A 19,227-nucleotide genomic window follows, 5' to 3' on the forward strand; every position below is an offset into this window, starting at 1 on the left:
GGGAAGCACTACGATCGCGGTCCGTGACTGCTCTGCTGCGTGAACGCCTGCCCGACGGCATCGAGGTGCTCCGGATCAACCGTCCGGACAAGCGCAACGCGCTCGACACCGCGACCCTGCACCTGATCAACGCGGCGTTGGCCGAGCTCGCGTCCGACGACGACGTCCGCGTCGTCGTCATCTCGACGACCTCGACGACCGCGCTCTGCGCGGGTGCCGACGTGGGCGAGGAGCTCGACGCCGCGGGCGGGGTGGCCCGGATGGAGGCGTTCGCCGAGATGTACCGGCGCATCGACGAGGTGCCGGTGCCGACCATCGCGGTCTGCGTCGGCAACTGCGTGGGCGCCGGCGCCGAGATCGTCGCGGGCGTCGACCTGCGCGTCGGTGGCGACAACCTCAAGCTCGCGTGGGCCGGCGCGCGCCTCGGCGTGCCCGTCGGCCCGGCCCGGCTGACCCAGCTGATCGGCCTCTCGCGGGCCAAGGACCTCATCTACACCGGGCGGGCGATCGGTCTCGAGGAGGCCGCCTCCTACGACCTCTTCCAGCGCACGGCCACCGCCGACGACGCGGAGGCGGCCGCCCTGGACCTGGCCGCAGCGATCGTGCGGCAGTCGCCGGCCGGCGTACGACGGATCAAGGGGATGTTCCGTGAGCTGGAGAGCTCCGAGCAGCGGATCTCCTACGAGAACGAGCACCTGATCGACTTCCAGCGGCACGGCACCGGACTGCCCCAGGGCTAGCCGGCAGCGAGCTCGCCCCGGCCACGGCGCCGGTAGAGCGGCGTCACGAAGCGCACCATGAGTGCCGACCAGGTCAGGTGGGTGATCGCCGGAGCGACCACGCCGCCCGAGGAGCGGCGCTGCAGCCCGAACAGACCACCCATCACGACGGCGGCCAGGGTCAGCGCCGGGTTGCCGGTCGCCGAGGTCGAGGCCGCGTGGGCGAGCGTCGAGGAGAGCACGGGGTGGCGTCCGCCGAGGGCGTCGTACCAGGCACCGCGGAAGAAGAGCTCCTCCCCCACGCCGTTGGCCAGGGTCGTCACCAGGACCAGCCGCGTGTCGCCCTCGACGGCGTAGGCCAGCACACGACCGATCGCGGCGTCGAGCGGCGGGATCCGGCGGGCCACGAGGGCACCTCCGTAGAAGGTCGCGAACGCGCCGGCCGAGACCGCCAGCGGCGTGACGACCGAGTGCCGGAGCCCACCGCCCGGTCGCGCTTCGCCCCCCGCCACCGCGTGACCGGTCCCCCAGACCCCGGCCACGACGGCGGTGGAGACGTAGAACTCACGCGATCCGGGCTCGGTCGCGAGCGACCGGCGCAGCAGTGCCGTCCCGGCACACCAGGTCGCAGCCACGACGCCCTTCCTGACAGCAGGCGTCACCAGATCTCCAGCCGCTCCTCGAGAGCAGTTCGTACGGCGTCGTCGTAGCTCATCGGCTCGAACGGCACCACCTCGCGGATCGCCGGGTCGCGGACGACGACCTCGTTGACCATCGAGTCGATCAGCGTGCGCCCGGCGCGCACGTCGACGTCGGTGACCAGGGACAGCCAGCGCGAGGACAGCCCCGGCGTCAGCAACGGCACGGGCAGGATGGGCAGCACCCGCCCCTCGATCGCAGCCACCCGCTTCATCATGTCGACGTAGGCGAGCACGTCGGGCCCACCGATCTCGAACGTCCGGCCGACCGCCTCGGGATGGTCGAGGACCCCCACGAGATAACGCACGACGTCCGCGATCGCGATCGGCTGGGTGCGGGTCTTCACCCAGCGCGGGGCCACCATCGCGGGCAGGTGCTCGACGAGCTGGCGAGTGATCTCCCAGGACAGCCCGCCGTGACCGACGACGATCCCGGCGCGGAGCACGGTGACCGGCACTCCCGCCTCGCCGAGCAGCGACTCGACCTGCCGCCGGCTGCGCAGGTGCTTCGACAGGGCGTCGCCGTCGTCGCCGAGCCCGCCCAGGTAGATGATCTGCTGCACTCCCGCTTCAGCCGCGGCCGCGCCGAAGGACTTCGCCGCGCCGGCGTCGCGCTCCTCGAAGTCGTCGGACCCCAGCGAGTGGACCAGGTAGTAGGCCGCGGCGACGCCCTCCAGGGCGTCGCCGAGGGTCTCGGGCGCCGACACGTCGCCACCCACGGCGAGCGCCGGACCGTCGTAGGCGACCGGTCGACGGGTCATCACGCGCACGGCATTGCCGCTCTCGACGAGGGCCGGCACGAGCCGGCTCCCGACGAAGCCGGTGCCGCCCGCGACGAGCACGTCGGCGCTCACGAGGTGCCCCTTGCCTGCTGGTAGCGGTCGAGCGCCTCGCGGCGCTCCTCGTCGTGGTCGACGATCGGCTTCGGGTAGTCGTGGGCGTAGCCCTCGTCGTGGCGCCACGGCTCGTGGACCGCCGAACCCGGCAGGTGGCGCAGCTCGGGCACCCACCGGCGCACGTAGTCGCCGTCGGGGTCGAAGCGCTTGCCCTGGCTGACCGGGTTGAAGACCCGGAAGTACGGCGACGCGTCGGTACCGGTGCCGGCGACCCACTGCCACCCGTGGTTGTTGGAGGCGAGGTCGCCATCGGCGAGGTGGTCGAGGAAGTGGCGGGCGCCGACCGGCCACCACACGTGCAGGTCCTTGACCAAGAAGCTCGCCGTCACCATGCGCACCCGGTTGTGCATCCAGCCGGTCTCCAGCAGCTGACGCATCCCGGCGTCGACGAGGGGGAAGCCGGTGCGTCCCTCACGCCAGGCGTCGACCAGCTCCTCGGTCGAGCGGCCGCCGTCGTAGCGCATGGTGGCGAGCTCGCCCCGCAGGTCACCCCACGCGGAGTCCGGGCGGTGCCACAGGACATCGGCGTAGAACTCCCGCCAGGCGATCTCGTCGATGAACCGGCGCGCACCTTCGGTCTGCCCGCGTCGTCCGCGACGCAGGTCGGCCAGCAGGGTGCGCGGATGGATCTCCCCGTGCTTGAGGTGGATCGAGAGGCGGCTGGTGCCGTCGAGGTCGGGCCGGTCGCGGTGGTCGGCGTAGTCGTGCAGGCCCTCGTCGAGGAAGCGGTGCCACTGCTCGAGCGCGGCTTCCTCACCGACGGGGCCGAAGGACCGGCCGCGCTCGACGAGGCCGGCGTCCAGACCATCGCTGTCGACGGTGCGGCGCCAACGCAGAGAGGCCGGTCGCGCGAAGGGCGGCTCGATCAGCTGCTCACGCCAGGCGCGGGCGAAGGGCGTGAAGACGCGATAAGAAGTGCCACCGCCGGTCAGCACCGTGCCTGGTGCGACGGCGTACGGCGTGCCGCCTGCGACGAGCGACACGCCGTACTGGTCGAGGCTCCGCGCGACTCTGTTGTCCCGCGAGCTGGCGTGCGGCGTGAACTCCCTGGACACGTGCACGCTGCCTGCTCCGACCTCCGCAGCCACCTGGGCCACGACCGCCACGGGGTCACCGGCGCGGACCACCAGTGCCCCGTCACTCGCGGCGTCCCACGCCGCGAGTGATGCTTCGAGCCGTGCGCTGCGAGCCTCGCCTGCCCGGGCGAGGCGAGGATCGCGCACGAAGAGCGGTAACACGGCGCCGTCCTCGGCTGCCGCGACCAGCGCCGGGTGGTCACCGACACGCAGGTCGCGTCGGAGCCAGAGGATCGCCGTCCGCATCTCTTGACGGTAGAGTCTTTGTCAAAGGTCTGTCAAAGGTTCGGTGAAGGTCATGTACACGATCAAGCGGGCCGCCGAGGTGATCGGCGTCAATGCCGCGACCTTGCGCGCCTGGGAGACGAGGTACGGCGTCGGCAGCTCGCTGCGGACCGAGTCCGGCTACCGGGTCTATGACGACGAGGCGATCCGCACCCTGCGGGCGATGCGCGAGCTGGTGGACGCCGGCTGGTCGGTGCGGGCAGCGGCGACCGAGGTGCTCCGTCGCAGTGCGCGCGGACCGTCGGCCTCCCCCGCAGACATCAGCAGGAGTGCGCCCGAGGACGACATCGAGCGTTTCGTCGCGGCCGCGGCCGACTACGACGCCCGGGCGGTCGGCGACGTCCTCGACACGCGCTTCAGCGCGGCGAGCTTCGAGACCGTGGTCGACGGCTGGTTGATGCCCGCGCTCGTGGCGCTCGGCGAGGGCTGGGCGTCGGACCGTGTGAGCGTGGCCGCCGAGCACCTGGCTGCCACGGCGGCTGCCCACCGCGTCGCGCTGGTCCATGACGCCGCGGCCTCCACCTCGTCCGCGCGGCGAGCGCTGCTCGGCCTCCCCCCGGGCGCTCGCCACGACATCGGGCTGCTCGCCTTCTCGACAGCCGCCCGACGGGCCGGCCTGCCGACGACCTATCTCGGTGCCGACGTCCCCGTGGCGGCCTGGCAGGCCGCCGTCGGCGCGCAGTCACCGGCTTGCGTCGTGCTCGCCGTACCGATGGCCGACGACGTCGAGGCGACCGCGGCGACGGTCGCGGCGATCCGCGAGGTCGATCCCGAGCTGCTGATCGCGGTCGGTGGCTCGGCGCAGGACCTCGCCCCCGACGGCTGCCTGCGGCTGGGCCACCGGATCGGGACGGCCGCCGCCCTGCTCGCACACGCGATGGAGCAGCGCCTCACCCCGAGCTGACGTCCTCGCAGGCACGGAGGAGGTCGAGCAGGTCCGTCAGCACCGTGTCGCGCCCGGCCTCGCACAGGACCCGGTCCGTGCCCGGGCCGCCCTCGAGCCGGTCGTTGCCGGCGCCCCCGCCGAGCCGGTCGTCGCCGTCCTGCCCGTAGAAGACGTCGCGACCGTCGGTGCCGACGAGCTGGTCCTCACCCCCGCCACCGAAGACGAGGTCGTTGTCGGGACCGGTGCGGATCCAGTCGTTGCCGTCACCACCCCAGACCTGGTCGCGTCCGGTGAAACCGTTGAAGAAGTCCGGACCCGAGCCGAACATCGCGATGTCGTCACCCGCGTCGCCGAGGACGGTCATCGCCACGCTGTCCGGCAGGGTCGATCCGTCGACGTAGTCGTCGCCCAGCCGCGGCCACACCTCCAGCAGGAGGGGCTGCTCGGTGGTCACCCAACGCGGCACCCGGCACACGGCCGCGACGCCGACCTCGGCGTCGACCCGGTGGCAGCGCCGCGCGAGCTTCTTGAAGCGCTCGGTGCCCGTGTCGGCGTACTCCAGGCCGTCGGCGGTCAGGGTGATCTCGAGGTGGCTGTCCTGCTGGCCGGCCCGGTAGACGTAGCCGTGCTCGGTCTTGCTGATCATCGCCTGGTCGGGCAGCGGGATGAGGGAGTACTGCCCCATCAGCGCCGTCTCGTAGTCGTACGGCGGGCCCGCCGTCCCCGGGCCGTCGGGCGGCACGTCGTCGGCGACTGCCGAGCCGGGGGCAGCGACGGCTGCGACGACGAGTGCGGCGGCGAGGACGAGCCCGAGACGGTAGGACATCGGCCCAGGCTGCGTCGCCGGGGGCGCCTGCGGGGCACTTCGCCGAGGGTCTGACCGACCTCCTCGGGCAGGTGGTCAGGTCGCGCTAGCCGGCCACCGCCGCTCGGTCACCGACGTCCTAGGACCCCTGGGACCCAAGTCCCTGCCCCTCACCTCGGCAGCGTCATCGTGGCTGCTCGGCGAGCTTGCTCAGCAAGCCCGAGAGCTGGGTGCGCTGAGCGGCCGTCAGCGGAGCAAGGACCCGGTCCTGCACCGCGCTCGCGATCTTCTCCAGGCGCGCGAGCTCCTGCTCGCCGGCGCGGGTCACCGAGATGATGTTGCAGCGCGCGTCCTGCGGGTCGCGTGCCCGCAGCGCGAACCCGCGGTCGGTCAGCTGGTTGACGGCCGCGACGACATCGGACGGGTCGATGGCCGTCCGCCGCCCGAGCTCGGCCTGCGACGCACTCCCCTCGTCGGCGAGCGACGCCAACAACCTCGCCTGGTAGCCGGTCGTGCCGGCCTCCGCGTAGGCCTCGATGCGAATAGATTGTGATCGGGCGTAGGCCCGCGCCAGGAGGCGCGTGGGCAGCTGCTCGATGCGGTTCCCGGACATAGGACCATCATTCGTCCAAGTCGGACGAGATGCCAGCAAGGCAACACTCACGTGAGGGCGACGCCCAATGAACTCCGACAAGGTCTACAGCGTCCTGATCCCGATGCTCCGACCCCTGGTGAAGGGGCGCATGGGCGCCCACCGCCGACGCCACTTCGAGATCGTCGCGGTGCCACCGCGACGGGTGCTCTTCATCGGTGACAGCCTCACCGAAGGTGGCCTCTGGACCGACCTGCTGCCCGAGCTGCCTACCACCAACCGCGGCATCGGCGGTGAGGCGACCTACGACCTGCTCGAGCGCATCGACGGAGCGATCAACGACCCGCTCGCCGTCTCGCTGCTGATCGGCACCAACGACCTGCACGGTCCGCGCGAGCTGCGCGGCATCACCCAGATCGCCGAACGGACCGAGGAGATCATCGCCCGGATCCGGGCCAAGGCGCCCGACGCCCTCCTCCTGGTCCACAGCATCCCGCCGCGCACCGAGCACTTCCGCGACCGGCTGATCGACATCAACCGGCTCACCCAGGCAGCCGCAGCGCGACACGGTGCGACGTACGTCGACCTCTGGCCGACCTTCGCCGACGAGTCGGGCGTCATCAAGCCCGAGTACTCCCGCGACGGGCTCCACTTCACCCCGACCGGTTACCTCGCCTGGGCCGAGGTGCTGCGCCCGCTGCTGGCCGATCTCGCCTGACCCCCACCCGCTGAACGGGTGCCGTGCGTGAATACGGGTGTGGACCAGGAATTCGAGGCGTGGGCTCGTGCTCGCGCTGGCAGCCTCGCCCGGTCCGCGCTGCTGCTGGCCGGCGACGTCCACCACGCCGAGGACCTGGTCCAGGAGACCCTCACCCGGGTCGCTCAGCACTGGCCGCGACTGGTTCGTCGCGGAGATCCTGACGCCTACGCCCATCGCGCGCTGCACAACGCAGCCATCGACGCCTGGCGCCGGCGCGAACGCAGGCCGCGCGAGGTGAGCGGCGTGGACGCTTCTCCCGACGCACCGATGCACCCGGACGCCGACCCCGATCGGCGACTCCTCCTCCGTGAAGCCCTGGCGCGATTGACACCCAAGCAGCGGGCGGTGCTGGTGCTGCGCTACTACGAGGACCTCACCGAGACCCAGACCGCCGCGGCCATGGGGTGCTCCCCCAACACGGTGAAGACCCAAGTCCGTACGGCGCTCGCCCGACTCCGAGCGCTGGCCCCCGACGTCCTCGCCGAGCTCGGCGACCCTGAGGAGGCGAGCACCCGATGACCGGATCCGAGCTCCGCGACGCACTGGACGTCGTCGTACGAGAAGAGGCCGCGGCGATCCACGTCGATGCCTCGGCGGCGTGGCAGCAAGGTCGCCGGCGGCGGCTCCGACGCCGCGTGGCGGTAGCAGCAGCCGCGGTGGCGGCGATCGGGATCGTCGCGACCTCGGTCGCGGTCATCACCGACCCACCGCGGCCGCTCGACCCCGCGAGCACGGACCCGGTGGCGAGCTCGCATCCGCTCCGGCTCGACTACCTCTACTGGGACGACGACCTGCCGAGCAGGACGGGTCCGCTGGCCGGCCTCGTCGAGCGGAGCGGCCCTGACATCTACGGGTGGTACGCCGCTTCACCCGAGGGACACCTATGGCTGGTCGACACCGATGTCGACGTCTTGCCGTCACTGTCCCCGGACGGCTCCCACCTGGCCTACATGCGCGGCGGCTACAAGGACGCGGAGTGGGTGGTCTCCGACCAGGTGGACGGCACCGAGGTGACGTTCCCCGAGATCGGGACAGGCGTCGACTCCGACCTGGATCGCCGCTACTTCCAAGCCGCGCAGTCCCCGTCGTACTGGTCGCCCGACGGCTCGGCGGTCCTGGTCAACATCGGCGCGATGGATCCCGACGAGGACCCTGAGCCGACGGCGGCGGTCCTCGGCGTCGACGGCTCGTTCTCCGCGATCACGACACCCGACACTGCCGGCTCCAGCTCGTTCCCCCTGGGATGGATCGATGACCGCCACATCGCGGTCATCGGGCAGAGCGACACCACCAACGACCTACGGGTCTACGTCGTCGACATCCGGACCACATTTCCGGTTCGCGAGGTGCGACTCCTGAGCAAGGTGGACTACTCCAGGGTCAGCCAGTGGTTCGGGACCATCTCCACTGACGGCGAGGTGCTCGCGACCGTGAGCGACCGGCGGATCCGCTACTACTCGCTGCAAGGACCTCGCCAGGGACGTCTCCGCGGATCGATGACCACCCCGGCGACTTTCGCAGGCTCCTGTCCCTTGACCTGGACGGGGACAGATCTCTACGTGCCCACGGCCACGGATCGTGACACCGGGGCGAGCGCGATCCTGACCCGCGCCAACGGCGGTACACCGATCCTCGCCGACCCTCGTCTCGACATCTCCTGCTCGTTCTGGGCCCGCACTGCCCTCGAGGGGCCCGAGCACCGGGGCATCGGTGGCCGACTCTTCGGCACGAGCGAGTCCTGGCTCTCCTGGCACTGGCGCGAGGTGACGATCTCGAACGTTCTCGGCGCGCTCCTTCTCACCTGCGGACTCGTCCTGACCATCCGGCGCCGCCGGCGTTGAGGAATCGCCTGGCCTCCGGCTCAGGGCATGGTCGGCAGCGTGCAACTGGTGAACTGGTCGCCTTGGCGCACCACGGCCCGCTTGCCGTCGAAGATCGACCCCACCCCGGTGATGCTCGACGGGTTGAGGCCCCCGACGTAGGTCTCGGTCTGCGCCGCCGTCGAAGGCGACGGGGCGAGACCGACGATCCCGAACCGGTACGTCGACGACGAGGTTGTCGCCTTGTAGAGGTTGATCCCCGCGTTCCGGGTGCTGCCGACCGACGGGTTCGAACTGCCGGAGGTGTTCGTGACGATGCGCGCGCACATCGTCGGGTTGAAGGACCCGCTTCCTGTGCTGCCGTTCTGCACGATGATCCCCGAGAGGGTGTCGCCTCCGATCTCGTTGAAGATGTTGCTATCGACATTGATCGCGGCGGCGCCGTTGGAGTCGCGTTGCAGCACCAGCAGGCTCGAAGCGCCGGTCTGCCGGACCCAATTGGACTCGATCGTCGCGTGCACCGTCGGCGTCGCGAGCGTCGTGGCGTTCGTCTGGACGCTCTTGTCGGTGACCAGCGAGATCCCAGGACTCCCCGGCGACGGGGTGAGGGCGAGGATCGTGTTGCGGTAGACGCGGAAGTCCACGGTCGCGCTCCCCGTGGCCGTGAGGGCGATCACCGTACCCCTGAAGAACGCGATCGGGTTCGCTGTCGACCCGTTGTTCGCGATGTCGAAGTTGCCCTGCCCTCGCCCGATCACGCCAGCCGCGATGGCAGAGCCGGTGGTGGGGTTGGTCGTGTGGCCCAGGATCCGGTTGGACGAGATCGTGATCTTGTCGGTCGCCGACCCCGGCACCCCGTAGGTCCCGGCCGGAGCGGTCGACGTCGACTTGTTGCCGCCCTGCACCGCGATGGCGTCGGCGGACGGGAAGCCGGTGATCACGTTGCCGCTGATGGTGGCCTTGGTGAGGCTGGCGACCGTCGTGGACGACCCGAGGAGCTGGAGCGCGATGCCGCTGTGTTGCGACAGGCTCGAGTCGTCGGAACTGGTGATCGTGTTGTTCGAGATGTTCGCGTCGGTGATGGTGCCGGCGTAGTTGCTGATCGCGATGCCCGAGCCGTACGGGTTGGTGATGGTGTTGTCGGTGATCGTGACAGCACCGTCGATGTTGTTGTCCCCACCGGTGTCATAGCTGAACTCGAACGCCGAGTCCGTGTCGACCTGGTGCAAATCCCCGGCGTTGATGATCGATCCGTGAGTGAAGGTGAAGTCCGTGACGCCGGCGCCTCTCACCCCGCTGCGGTCGGTCCCACTGATCCTCATGTAGTTGAAGGAGACGTGGGCCACGTTGTCCAGGGAGATCCCGGTGTCGAGGGTGTTCTGGATCGTGCCGCCGCTGTCCGCGGTGCCGCTACCGGTGACCGTGAAGAAGCCGCTCGAACCCGTGTTGTCCAGGACGATGCCCTGACCGGCACCGTTGACCGAGACGCTCTTGAACGTCATGCCGGCAGCGCCGATCTCGGTGTTCCTGACGAAGACGCCGACGCTGGTCGTGGTCGCGATCACGTTGTTCGCGCCCGTCACCGTGACCGTGCCCCCGTTGTCGAGGCCGAAACCCTGGGCCGACCCCGTCGACAGGGTGAGACCTCCGGTGAAGCTCGTCGTCGTCGTAGGACTGCTGAAGATCTGGACGCCACCCCCGGTGCTGGCGATCGGGCCGCTGAAGACGGCTGACGAACCCGGGCCACGGCCCTGGATGAGCACTACATTCGCCGCTGCAGAGGAATGGTTGATGCTTCCGGCCATCGTGATCGTCCCCGATCCCCCGGTCAGGTAGAGGCTCGAGTCTCCTGTGCCGGTGATCGAGAGGTTGGGCCCGATGTCGGCGTTCGTCACGCCGAAGCCGATGATCCCGGCGTCACTGGTGTTCGCCACGTTGACCCGGCGGACGACCACGTCGTTGGCGAGGTAGATGCCATAGCCCGAGGGGTTGGTGATGGTCGGGTTGGTGCCGGAGGCCGGGAACAGGGTCGTGCCGCCCACCACGAGGCCTTCGGGCTGACCGATGAGCCGCTGGCTCGCCTCGAGCGCCATCACACCGGCGTAGCTCCCCGATCCCTGGAACAGGAAGATCGTGTCGCCAGCGGCGTCGGGGTCGATGCCGCCGGCTCCCAGCCCCACCGAGGTGTTGTACGGCGAGCTCGAGCGCCCGTCACCGTTCGTGGGCAGGGCGTTGTTGACGTACCAGACCCGGCCGGTGATCGAGAAGGACGCGGTGCCGGTCGCGGTGTGGCTCGTGCTGCTGTTGCAGGGCGTGGCGTCGCACACCCGGTAGGTGAAGGTGTCGGTGATGCCGGTGTCGCCGTCGTCGGGCACGTAGGTGAAGTTGCCGTCGGCCTCGATCGTGATCGAGCCGCCCTGGGTGGTCGCGGCATTGGTGACCGGCTCGGCGACCAGACTGGCGTGCGCGGTGTCCGCATCGGTGTCGTTGTCGAGGAGCGACCCCGTGACGACCTTGCCGGCCTGGGTGGCCGGCTTCGTGGTGCCGACGTAGAGGGCGGTATTACCGGTCACCGAGTAGGTGTCGGCCACGGCGACCGGCGTGGCGCCGGACCTCGTCACGGTGACGTTGCGGGTCGCCGGAGCGCTGGAATCGCCGACGTCGTCGGTCAGCACGAAACGAACCGTGCGCGTCGCGGTCGACGGCGGGCTGCCGATGTTGCGGTAGGTGACGTTGCGGACCAGTGCCTGCGCTGCGGCGGGCGTGGCGCTCGCGTTGAAGGACACCGTCAGCGGGAGCGACCCGTTGCCCGCGGAGTAGGTCCCGATCGATGTGCCGCCGTAGGTGACGGTGGCGCCGGAGACGCCGATCTGACCGGCGCCCGTGCCCTGGTTGCGGATGTCGAGTCGATCCTCGGCCATGCCGCCGGCAGAGAATTCGGCCGCGAACGCGCCGCTGTCGAAGTTGGCGGAATCGGGGTCGGTCACCGTCACCGCGGTGGTGACTGGCGTGGCGGGATCGCCCTGGGTGTAGCCGAGCGGCGCGGACTCGATCCCGGTGAGGGTCGGCGCGTCGTTGACGTTGGCGACGCTGACCGTGCGGTTGATCTGCGCCGAACCACCGCTGCCGTCGTTGACCCGCACGACGATCGTTCGGCTGTTGGGCCCGGGAGCATCCGAGGTGTTCGTGAAGCCGACCGTCCGCAGCGCTGCCTGATAGGTGGCGACAGGGGCCGTGCCCGTCAGGGTGAGTACCCCCGACGCGTAACTGCCCGTGATTCCTGCCTGGTTGGTGAAGAGGAGCTGGTCACCAGCGACCGGACTACTGATGGTGTAACTGGCGCTGGCCAGGTTGGCATCGTCGGGATCCGACGCATTCAGGGCCGGGCTCACGAGCGCGGGCGTAGGGCTGTTCTCCGTGTAGCCCGTGCCCGCGGTCACGTCGGAGATCACCGGCGGGTCGTTGACCAACGTGATCGGGATGACTCGGTTGAGACCCGCCGAGGAGGCCGTGCCGTCGTTGACAACGATGGTGATCGTGCGGCTGGTGCCCGGGGTGTTGCTGGTCGGGTTGCTGAAGGTGATCGTCCTCAGTGCCGCCTGGTAGGTCGCGACCGAGGCTGAGCCCGTCAGGGTCAGCACGCCGGACGCGAACGAACCCGTGATCCCGCTCTGGTTGGTGAACGAGAGCAGGTCGGCCGAGACCGGGCTGTTGATCGTGAGCGTGGCGCTGGCCAGGTTGGCGTTGTCGACATCTGCCACCAGGAGGCCGTTCGACACCCTGACCGCGGTGCTGTTCTCGACGAAGGCCGTCGGCGACGACGGATCGCTGAGAGTCGGTACGTCGTTGACCGCGGTCGGCGTGACCTGCCGCGTCACGGCGGCGCTCGACGCGCCGTCGCCGTCGGAGACGATGAACCGCACCGTGCGCGCGCCAGTGTTCGGAGCCTCCGAGACGTTGCGGTAGGTGACGTTCCTCAACAGCGCCTGGCCGGCGGCGGGCGTGGCGCTGGCGTTGAACGTGATCACCAGGGCCGTCGTACCGCTGCCGCCGGCGAAGGTGCCGATCGTCACGCCGCCGAAGGTGACGTTGGCACCGCTGACGCCGATCTGGCCGGCTCCGGTGCCCTGGTTGCGGATCTCGAGCCGGTCCTCCGCCTGCGCGCCGGCGGAGTAGTCGACGGTGAGTGAGCCGGTGTCGAAGTTGGCCGAGTCGGCGTCCGCCACGGTGCCGGTCGACGTGATCGGCGACGCGAGCGCATTCTCGACGTAGCTGAGGGGGGTGCCCTCGATGCTGCCCACGACGGGCGCCGCGTTGACCCCGACCAGGTGGATGACACGGGTCTCGGGCCCACTCGTCCCGCCGGCGCCGTCCTTGACGACGAACCGCACCGTCCGGTCCACGGTGGAGGGGTTGGGGACCACATTGCGGTAGGTGATGTTGCGGATCAGCGCCTGCGCGATGGCGGGGGTGACGTTGCCGAAGGAGACGATCAGCGGCGTGGTGCCGACGCCGCCGTTCACGTTGATCGAGCCGATCGGCGAACCCTGGTAGCGCAGGCTCCGGTTGATCAGGTCGAACTGACCGGCCCCGGTGCCCTGGTTGCGGATCTCGATCCGGTCCTCCGGCTGCCCGCCCGAGGCGAAGTCGACGGTCAGCTCACCGAGCGCGAAGCTCGTCGAGTCGACGTCGAAAACGGTCGTGCTCGCGGTGATGAGCACGCCCGCGCCGTTGGCCCCGGTGTCCAGAGCGCTGCTCTCGATGTTGTCGAGCACGGGCGCGTCGTTGATCGGGGTCACCGTGAGGGTGCGCGTGCGACTGCCCGAGGCAGCACCGTCGCCGTCGTTGAACGCGGTCACCACGACCTTGCTGCTCACCGGGTTGTCGCCCTCGTGGCGGTAGGTCAGGTTGCGGAACAGCGCCTGAGCCACTGCCGGAGTCACGGAGCCGTTGAAGCTGACCACCAGGGGGCTGTCATCGGTGATGGTGCCGATGGTGACTCCGCCGTAGGTCACTGTGGTGCCCGAGACGCCGATCTGGCCGGCGCCGGTGCCCTGGTTACGCACCTCGTAGCGGTCGGCCGTCTGCGCGCCGGTGGACGTGCTCACGGTCATGCTGCCGCCCGCGAAGTCCGCCGAGTCGGGGTCCGTGACGGTGCCGTTCGGCGCCACCAGGACCGCCGATGCGTTCTCGGTGTAGGTCAGCGAACCCGCGTCGTAGGTCGGGATCGGCGGGTCGTTGACGGCCGTGATCGTGACCGTCCGCGTCGCCGGGGCGCTGGTCCCACCGTCGCCGTCCTTGAGCACGGCGCGCACCGTGCGGTCCGTCGTCGACGGGTTGTCGGAGCTGTTCGCGTACGCGATCGAACGGACCAGGGCGTAGACCGCCAGGTTCGAACTGAGGGCGTTCGCGTTCAAGGTGATAACCAGGGGGGCGCCGCCCGTACCTCCGGCGACGGTGCCGATCGAGGTGGCGTTGTAACGCACGTCGGAGCCCACCACGGTGATCCCGGTGCTGTTCGGGGTCTGGATGCGGAGCACGTCCTGGCTCGTGTTGCCACCTGCGGTGATGTCCACGGTGAGCGTGCCCGTGTCGAAGTTCGTGGAGTCGACGTCGGCCACGGTCGGGACGTTGCTGACGAAGACCCACAAGTTCTCGGTGAACGCGGCGGGCCCGACGTCCTGGAACGAGAGCGACGGCGCGTCGTTGACCGCGGTGACGGTGATCACCCGAGTCACCCCTGCGCTCGTCCCACCATCACCGTCGGTGACGACGAATCGAGCGGTGCGGTCGGTCGTCGCCGGGTTGTCGGAGACGTTGCGATAGGTGATGTTGCGAACCAGCGCCTGAGCAGCCGCCGGCGTGGTGCTCGCGTTGAACGTGATCACCAGGGGCGTCGTACCGCTGCCACCCGTGAACGTGCCGATCGTCACGCCACCGAAGGTGACGTTGGATCCGGAGACCCCGATCTGGCCTGCTGCCGTGCCCTGGTTGCGGACCTCCAGGCGGTCCTCGGTCTTGCCACCCGCAGAGAAGTCCACGGTCAGGGCGCCGGTGTCGAAGTTGGCCGAGTCGACGTCCGACACGGTGCTCGTTGCGGTGATGACGGTCCCCGCTGCGTTCTCGGTGTAGCTCAGCGACGCACTCTCGATCGCCGCGATCACCGGTGCGGCGTTGACGGCGGCGACGGTGATCACGCGGGTGCCGGGTCCGCTGGTGCCGCCGTCGCCGTCGTTGACGACGAACCGGACCGTGCGGTTGGCGGTGGAGGGGTTGGCGGAGACGTTGCGGTAGGTGATGTTGCGCATCAGCGCCGAGACGTTCTGCTGGTTGGAGGTCGCCAGGAGGTTGACCACCAGCGGCGTGGTCCCGGTGCCGCCGGAGAAGTTCCCGATGGTGATGCCGCCGTAGGTGACGTTGGCGCCTGTGACGCCGATCTGTCCGGCCCCGACGCCCTGGTTGCGGATCTCGAGGCGGTCCTCGGCGAGACCACCGGCGGAGAAGTCGACCGTGAGGCTGCCGCCGAGGAGGTCCGTCGAGTCGACCTCGACGACCTGGCCGGTGGCGGTGATGACCGTCGCCGGGGAGTTCTCGACGTAGGCGAGAGCGGTCGACTCGAAGTTGTTGACCACCGGGGGGTCGTTGACGGCAACCACGGCCGCGGTGCGCGTGACCGCCGCGCTGGTGCCGCCGTCGCCGTCGACGAGGACGATCCGGATGGTGCGGTTGGCCGTGGTGGGCTTGTCCGCGATGTCCCGGTAGGTGATGTTGCGGAGCAGAGCCTCGGTCCACGACGGGATCGCCGCGCCCCGGAGGCTGATCACCAGTGGGGTGCTGCCGTTGGTGCCGCCCGAGAAGCTGGCGAAGACGACGCCGCCGTAGGTGACGTCGGTGCCGGATACGCCGATCTGGCCGGCACCGGTGCCCTGGTTGCGGATCTCGAGCCGGTCCTCGGCCAGGCCTCCGGCCGAGAAGTCGACAGTCAGGTTGCCGAACCCGAAGTTGGTCGAGTCGACGTCAGCGACCGTGCCGGTGGCGGTGATCGGCAGCGCCGCTGCGTTCTCGGTGTAGGAGAGCGTCGCTCCCTCGATGTTCGCGACGACCGGAGCGTCGTTGACGTTGGTCAGGTTGATGACACGCGACTGCGGCGCCGAGGTGGTGGCGCCGTCGTTGACGGTGAACGTCGCGGTCGTGCTCGGGCTCGCCAACAGGTCGAGGTCGCTGTAGAACGCGAACGTGCGCAGCATGGTCTGCCATTCGGCGACGGTGCGGGTGCCGATCGGGTTGATCGTCGCCACCCCGGTCGTGGAATTGAACGACGAGGTGAACAGGGTGCCTGCCCCGGTGAACGTGACGTGGTCCCCGGGCACCGAGGCGCTGAAGGTGATCACCGCCTGGGTGAGGTTGGCGTTGTCGAGATCGGTGATCGTCAGGTTCGGGCTGATGATCGCCGGTGCACCGTCCTCGGTGTAGGTGACGGCACCGCTGTCCAGGGTCACGACCGGGGCGTCGTTGACCGACGCCACCATCACGACCCGGGTCGCCGCGTTGCTCGTGCCGCCGTCGCCGTCGGTCAGCACGAACCGCACCGTGCGGTTGGTCGTCGAGGGGGTGTCGGAGACGTTGCGGTAGGTGATGTTGCGCAGCAGCGCCTGACCGACGGTCGGGTTGGAGTTGGACGACAGGGTGATGACCAAGGGCGTGGTGCCGCTGCCGCCGGTGAAGGATCCGACCGTCGAGCCGGCGTAGGTGACGTTCGATCCCGAGACGCCGATCTGACCGGCACCGGTGCCCTGGTTGCGGATCTCGAGCCGGTCCTCGGCCAGGCCACCGGCCGAGAAGTCGACCGTGAGCGTGCCCCCGGCGAAGTCGACCGAGTCGACATCGGCAACAGTGCCGGCTGCCGTGATCACGGTGGCCGCAGCATTCTCGGCATACGCGAGCGCCGACGACTCGACACTGCCGATCACCGGAGCGTCGTTGACGGGCGTGACCGACACGGTCCGGTCCACGGCGTTGCTCGTGCCACCGTCGCCGTCGGTCACGACGAACCGCACCTTCCGGTTGGCGGTGAACGGAGCATCGGAGACGTTGCGGTAGGTGACGGCGCGGATCAACGCCTGGACGGCAGCCGGGGTCGCGGCGTTCGTGAAGGTGACCGTCAACGACGTCGTGCCGCCGGTGAAGCTCCCGATGACGGTCCCGCCGAAGGTCACGTCTGCCCCGGACACACCGATCTGACCGGCGCCCGTGCCCTCGTTGCGGATCTCGGTCCGGTCGTTGGCCGAGCCGCTGGTGGGATAGAAGACGCTCAGCGTGCCACCGTCGAAGTCCGCCGAGTCGACGTCGAAGACCGTCACCGTCGCCGTGATCTGGGTCGCCGGGTCGTTCTCGACATAGGCCAACGTGCTGCCCTCGATGCCTGCGAGCACGGGGGCGTCGTTGCCCGAGCACGCCACGGTCACCGTCACGGTCGCGGTGTCGCCGCCCGGCGCGAGCGTGTAGGTGAAGGTGTCCAGCGCCAGGCCCGGCGGGTCGTTGCAGTAGTCCGGGTCCGGCTCGTAGGTCAGATCGGCGCCGGCGTTGGTGACCACCACGGTGCCGTTGAGGGGCTGGGTGGTCTGGTCGATCGTGAACGGGTCGTTCTCCGGATCGGTGTCGTTGGCGAGCACGTCGATCGTGGTCGCCGGGTCGTCCTCGACGAGGTTCGCCGAGTCGGCGAGCGCGGTCGGGTCGTCGTCGACGCAGCTGACCGTGACCGCGACCGTGGCGGTGTCGCCACCCGGCGTCAGGGTGTAGGTGAAGTCGTCGGTCGGCGTGCCGTCATTGCAGTAGTCCGCATTCGGCTCGTAGGTCAGGTCGGCACCCGCGTTGGTGATCACGACCGTGCCGTGAGCCGGCTGGGTCACCGAGTCGATCGTGAAGCCGTCGCCCTCGGCGTCGGAGTCGTTGCCGAGCACGTCGATCGTCGTCGCGGGGTCGTCCTCGTCGACCGTCTTGGTGTCGTCGACCGCCTCAGGGTCGTCCTCGACGCAGGTGACCGTGACCGCGACGGTCGCGGTGTCGCCGTCGGGGGTCAGGGTGTAGGTGAAGTCGTCGGTCGGGGTGCCGTCATTGCAGTAGTCCGCATCCGGCTCGTAGGTCAGGTCCGCGCCCGCGTTGGTGATCACCACCGTGCCGTGGGCCGGCTGGGTCACCGAGTCGATCGTGATCGGCGCGTGGTCGCCCGGGTCGTCGTTGGCGAGCACGTCGATGGTGGTCGCCGGGTCGTCCTCGTCGACGGTCTTCGTGTCGTCCGCGGCGACCGCGGGCTCATCGCCACAGGTCACGGTGACCGCGACGGTCGCAGTGTCGCCACCGGGCGCGAGCGTGTAGGTGAAGTCGTCCGTCGGGCTGCCCACGGGGTCGCTGTTGCAATAGCCGTTGTCCGGCTCGTAGGTCAGGTCTGCTCCGGCGTTGGTGATCACCACGGTGCCGTTGGCCGGCTGGGTCACCTGGTCGACGGTGAAGGAGTCGCCGTCGACGTCGGAGTCGTTCGCGAGTACGTCGATCGTGGTCGCCGGGTCGCGCTCGACGACGGTCTTCGTGTCGTCCTCCGCCACCGGGGCGTCGTCGCGACAGGCCACCTTCACCGACACCGTCGCGGTCGAGCCGCCCGGAGCGAGGGTGTAGTCGAACGTGTCCGCGGCTCGACCGGGCGCGTTGCAGTAGTCAGCGTCAGGTTGGTAGTACACCCGCGACCCGTTGCCGGCGACCGTCACGGCTCCGTTGGTCGGCTGGGTCACCGATGCGACCTTCTTCGGGCCGCCGTCAGCGTCGGTGTCGTTGGCCAACACGTCGATCGCGCGCGCCGCCGCGTCCTCCACCACCGTCTTGGCGTCGGCCACCGCCACGGGGTCCTCGGCGTCCAGCACCTCGACCTGCTCGCAGTCGCCTCCCACCAGGTCGCGGAAGTCGACGAAGACCCGGTCGGCCAGACCCTCGTTGCACGACACGGTGTCGATGAACGGGGCCCCGTCGCGGTCGTGCACCGTGTCGTCACCCACGCCACCGGAGTGGGTGTCGCTTCCTCGGCCACCGCGAAGCGTGTCGCCGTCGTCGTCGCCGTACAGCTGGTCGTCGCCCGGCTCGCCGAACACCCGGTCCACGCCCGCGTCGCCGTGCACCACGTCGTCACCGCCACCGCCGACGGCCTTGTCGTCGCCGTCGCCACCATTGACCTGGTCGGCGCCGCCCTGCCCCCAGAGCACGTCGTTCGCGAGACCACCGGTCAGCACATCGTTGCCACCGCTGCCGACCAGCACGTCGGCGTCGTCGCCACCCTCGATCGTGTCGTTGTCACCGTCGCCGTAGAGCTTGTCCGCCCCGGCGTCGCCGAGGATGTTGTCGTCGGCCGGGCCGCCACGCACGTCGTCGTCGCCGTCGCCACCCTCGATCGTGTCCGCACCGACACCACCCAGGATCAGGTCGTCCCCGCCGAGCCCGTAGATCGTGTCGTTGCCGGACAGACCACAGATGACGTCGCTCTCGGCCGTACCGGTCAAGGTGTCGTCACGGACCGTGCCGGTGATCGTGCAGGCGCTGTTGAGCGGTGGCGGGGTGGCGGCCGCCGTACCGACGATGCCCTGCAACAGCAGCGCAATGGAGGTGACGGTGGCGAGGTTGATCCGAGCGTTCATGGGGGGTCCGG

11 protein-coding genes are annotated in these 19,227 nt (G+C 69.8%); 5 read left to right on the forward strand and 6 right to left on the reverse strand.

The window, feature by feature from the left end:
- Nucleotides 1–23: 23 nt before the first annotated feature.
- Entirely contained in the window at nt 24–740 is a 717-nt protein-coding gene (locus F0U44_RS00990) for an enoyl-CoA hydratase/isomerase family protein (protein ID WP_149726410.1), read from the forward strand.
- Here F0U44_RS00990 and F0U44_RS00995 read toward each other — a convergent pair.
- From F0U44_RS00995 to F0U44_RS01005, 3 genes are read right to left on the reverse strand one after another with little or no spacing between them, the layout of a single operon-like run.
- Entirely contained in the window at nt 737–1,354 is a 618-nt protein-coding gene (locus F0U44_RS00995; RefSeq protein WP_149726411.1) for a CPBP family intramembrane glutamic endopeptidase, read from the reverse strand. The genes F0U44_RS00990 and F0U44_RS00995 overlap by 4 nt on opposite strands.
- A 23-nt stretch (nt 1,355–1,377) precedes the next feature.
- Nucleotides 1,378–2,271 (reverse strand): NAD(P)H-binding protein, encoded by an 894-nt coding sequence (locus F0U44_RS01000; RefSeq protein ID WP_149726412.1) that lies wholly within the window; start codon nt 2,269–2,271, stop codon nt 1,378–1,380.
- A complete protein-coding gene (locus tag F0U44_RS01005; RefSeq protein WP_149726413.1) occupies nt 2,268–3,635 on the reverse strand; it encodes a cryptochrome/photolyase family protein in 1,368 nt (455 codons plus the stop codon). The genes F0U44_RS01000 and F0U44_RS01005 overlap by 4 nt, the downstream gene beginning before the upstream one ends.
- Before the next feature lie 52 nt (nt 3,636–3,687).
- On the opposite strand from F0U44_RS01005, the gene F0U44_RS01010 reads away from it, so the two are divergent.
- Nucleotides 3,688–4,578: a MerR family transcriptional regulator gene (locus tag F0U44_RS01010; protein WP_149726414.1), complete on the forward strand. Its 891-nt coding sequence runs from the start codon at nt 3,688–3,690 to the stop codon at nt 4,576–4,578.
- On the opposite strand, the gene F0U44_RS23665 is transcribed toward F0U44_RS01010, so the two are convergent.
- Nucleotides 4,565–5,386 carry a calcium-binding protein gene (locus tag F0U44_RS23665; protein WP_188113252.1) on the reverse strand — a complete coding sequence of 274 codons (822 nt, stop codon included), beginning with the start codon at nt 5,384–5,386 and terminating at the stop codon, nt 4,565–4,567. The genes F0U44_RS01010 and F0U44_RS23665 overlap by 14 nt on opposite strands.
- A 163-nt stretch (nt 5,387–5,549) precedes the next feature.
- Nucleotides 5,550–5,978, reverse strand: a complete 429-nt coding sequence (locus tag F0U44_RS01020) for a MarR family winged helix-turn-helix transcriptional regulator (RefSeq protein WP_149726415.1) — start codon at nt 5,976–5,978, stop codon at nt 5,550–5,552.
- Nucleotides 5,979–6,045: 67 nt separating this feature from the next.
- On the opposite strand from F0U44_RS01020, the gene F0U44_RS01025 reads away from it, so the two are divergent.
- The 3 genes from F0U44_RS01025 to F0U44_RS01035 are packed head-to-tail and all read left to right on the forward strand — an operon-like array spanning nt 6,046 to nt 8,558.
- Nucleotides 6,046–6,675: a DUF459 domain-containing protein gene (locus tag F0U44_RS01025; protein WP_149726416.1), complete on the forward strand. Its 630-nt coding sequence runs from the start codon at nt 6,046–6,048 to the stop codon at nt 6,673–6,675.
- Nucleotides 6,676–6,714: 39 nt separating this feature from the next.
- Complete coding sequence (locus F0U44_RS01030; RefSeq protein WP_149726417.1) at nt 6,715–7,236, forward strand: SigE family RNA polymerase sigma factor; 522 nt, start codon at nt 6,715–6,717, stop codon at nt 7,234–7,236.
- Entirely contained in the window at nt 7,233–8,558 is a 1,326-nt protein-coding gene (locus F0U44_RS01035) for a hypothetical protein (RefSeq protein WP_149726418.1), read from the forward strand. Before F0U44_RS01030 ends, F0U44_RS01035 begins: the two co-directional genes overlap by 4 nt.
- 20 nt (nt 8,559–8,578) lie before the next feature.
- Here the strand turns inward: F0U44_RS01035 and F0U44_RS01040 are convergent, their stop codons facing one another.
- Nucleotides 8,579–19,216 (reverse strand): tandem-95 repeat protein, encoded by a 10,638-nt coding sequence (locus F0U44_RS01040; protein WP_149726419.1) that lies wholly within the window; start codon nt 19,214–19,216, stop codon nt 8,579–8,581.
- Nucleotides 19,217–19,227: the final 11 nt, after the last annotated feature.

The organism is Nocardioides humilatus, from assembly GCF_008373755.1.
In the GTDB taxonomy this organism is placed as follows: Bacteria; Actinomycetota; Actinomycetes; order Propionibacteriales; family Nocardioidaceae; genus Nocardioides; species Nocardioides humilatus.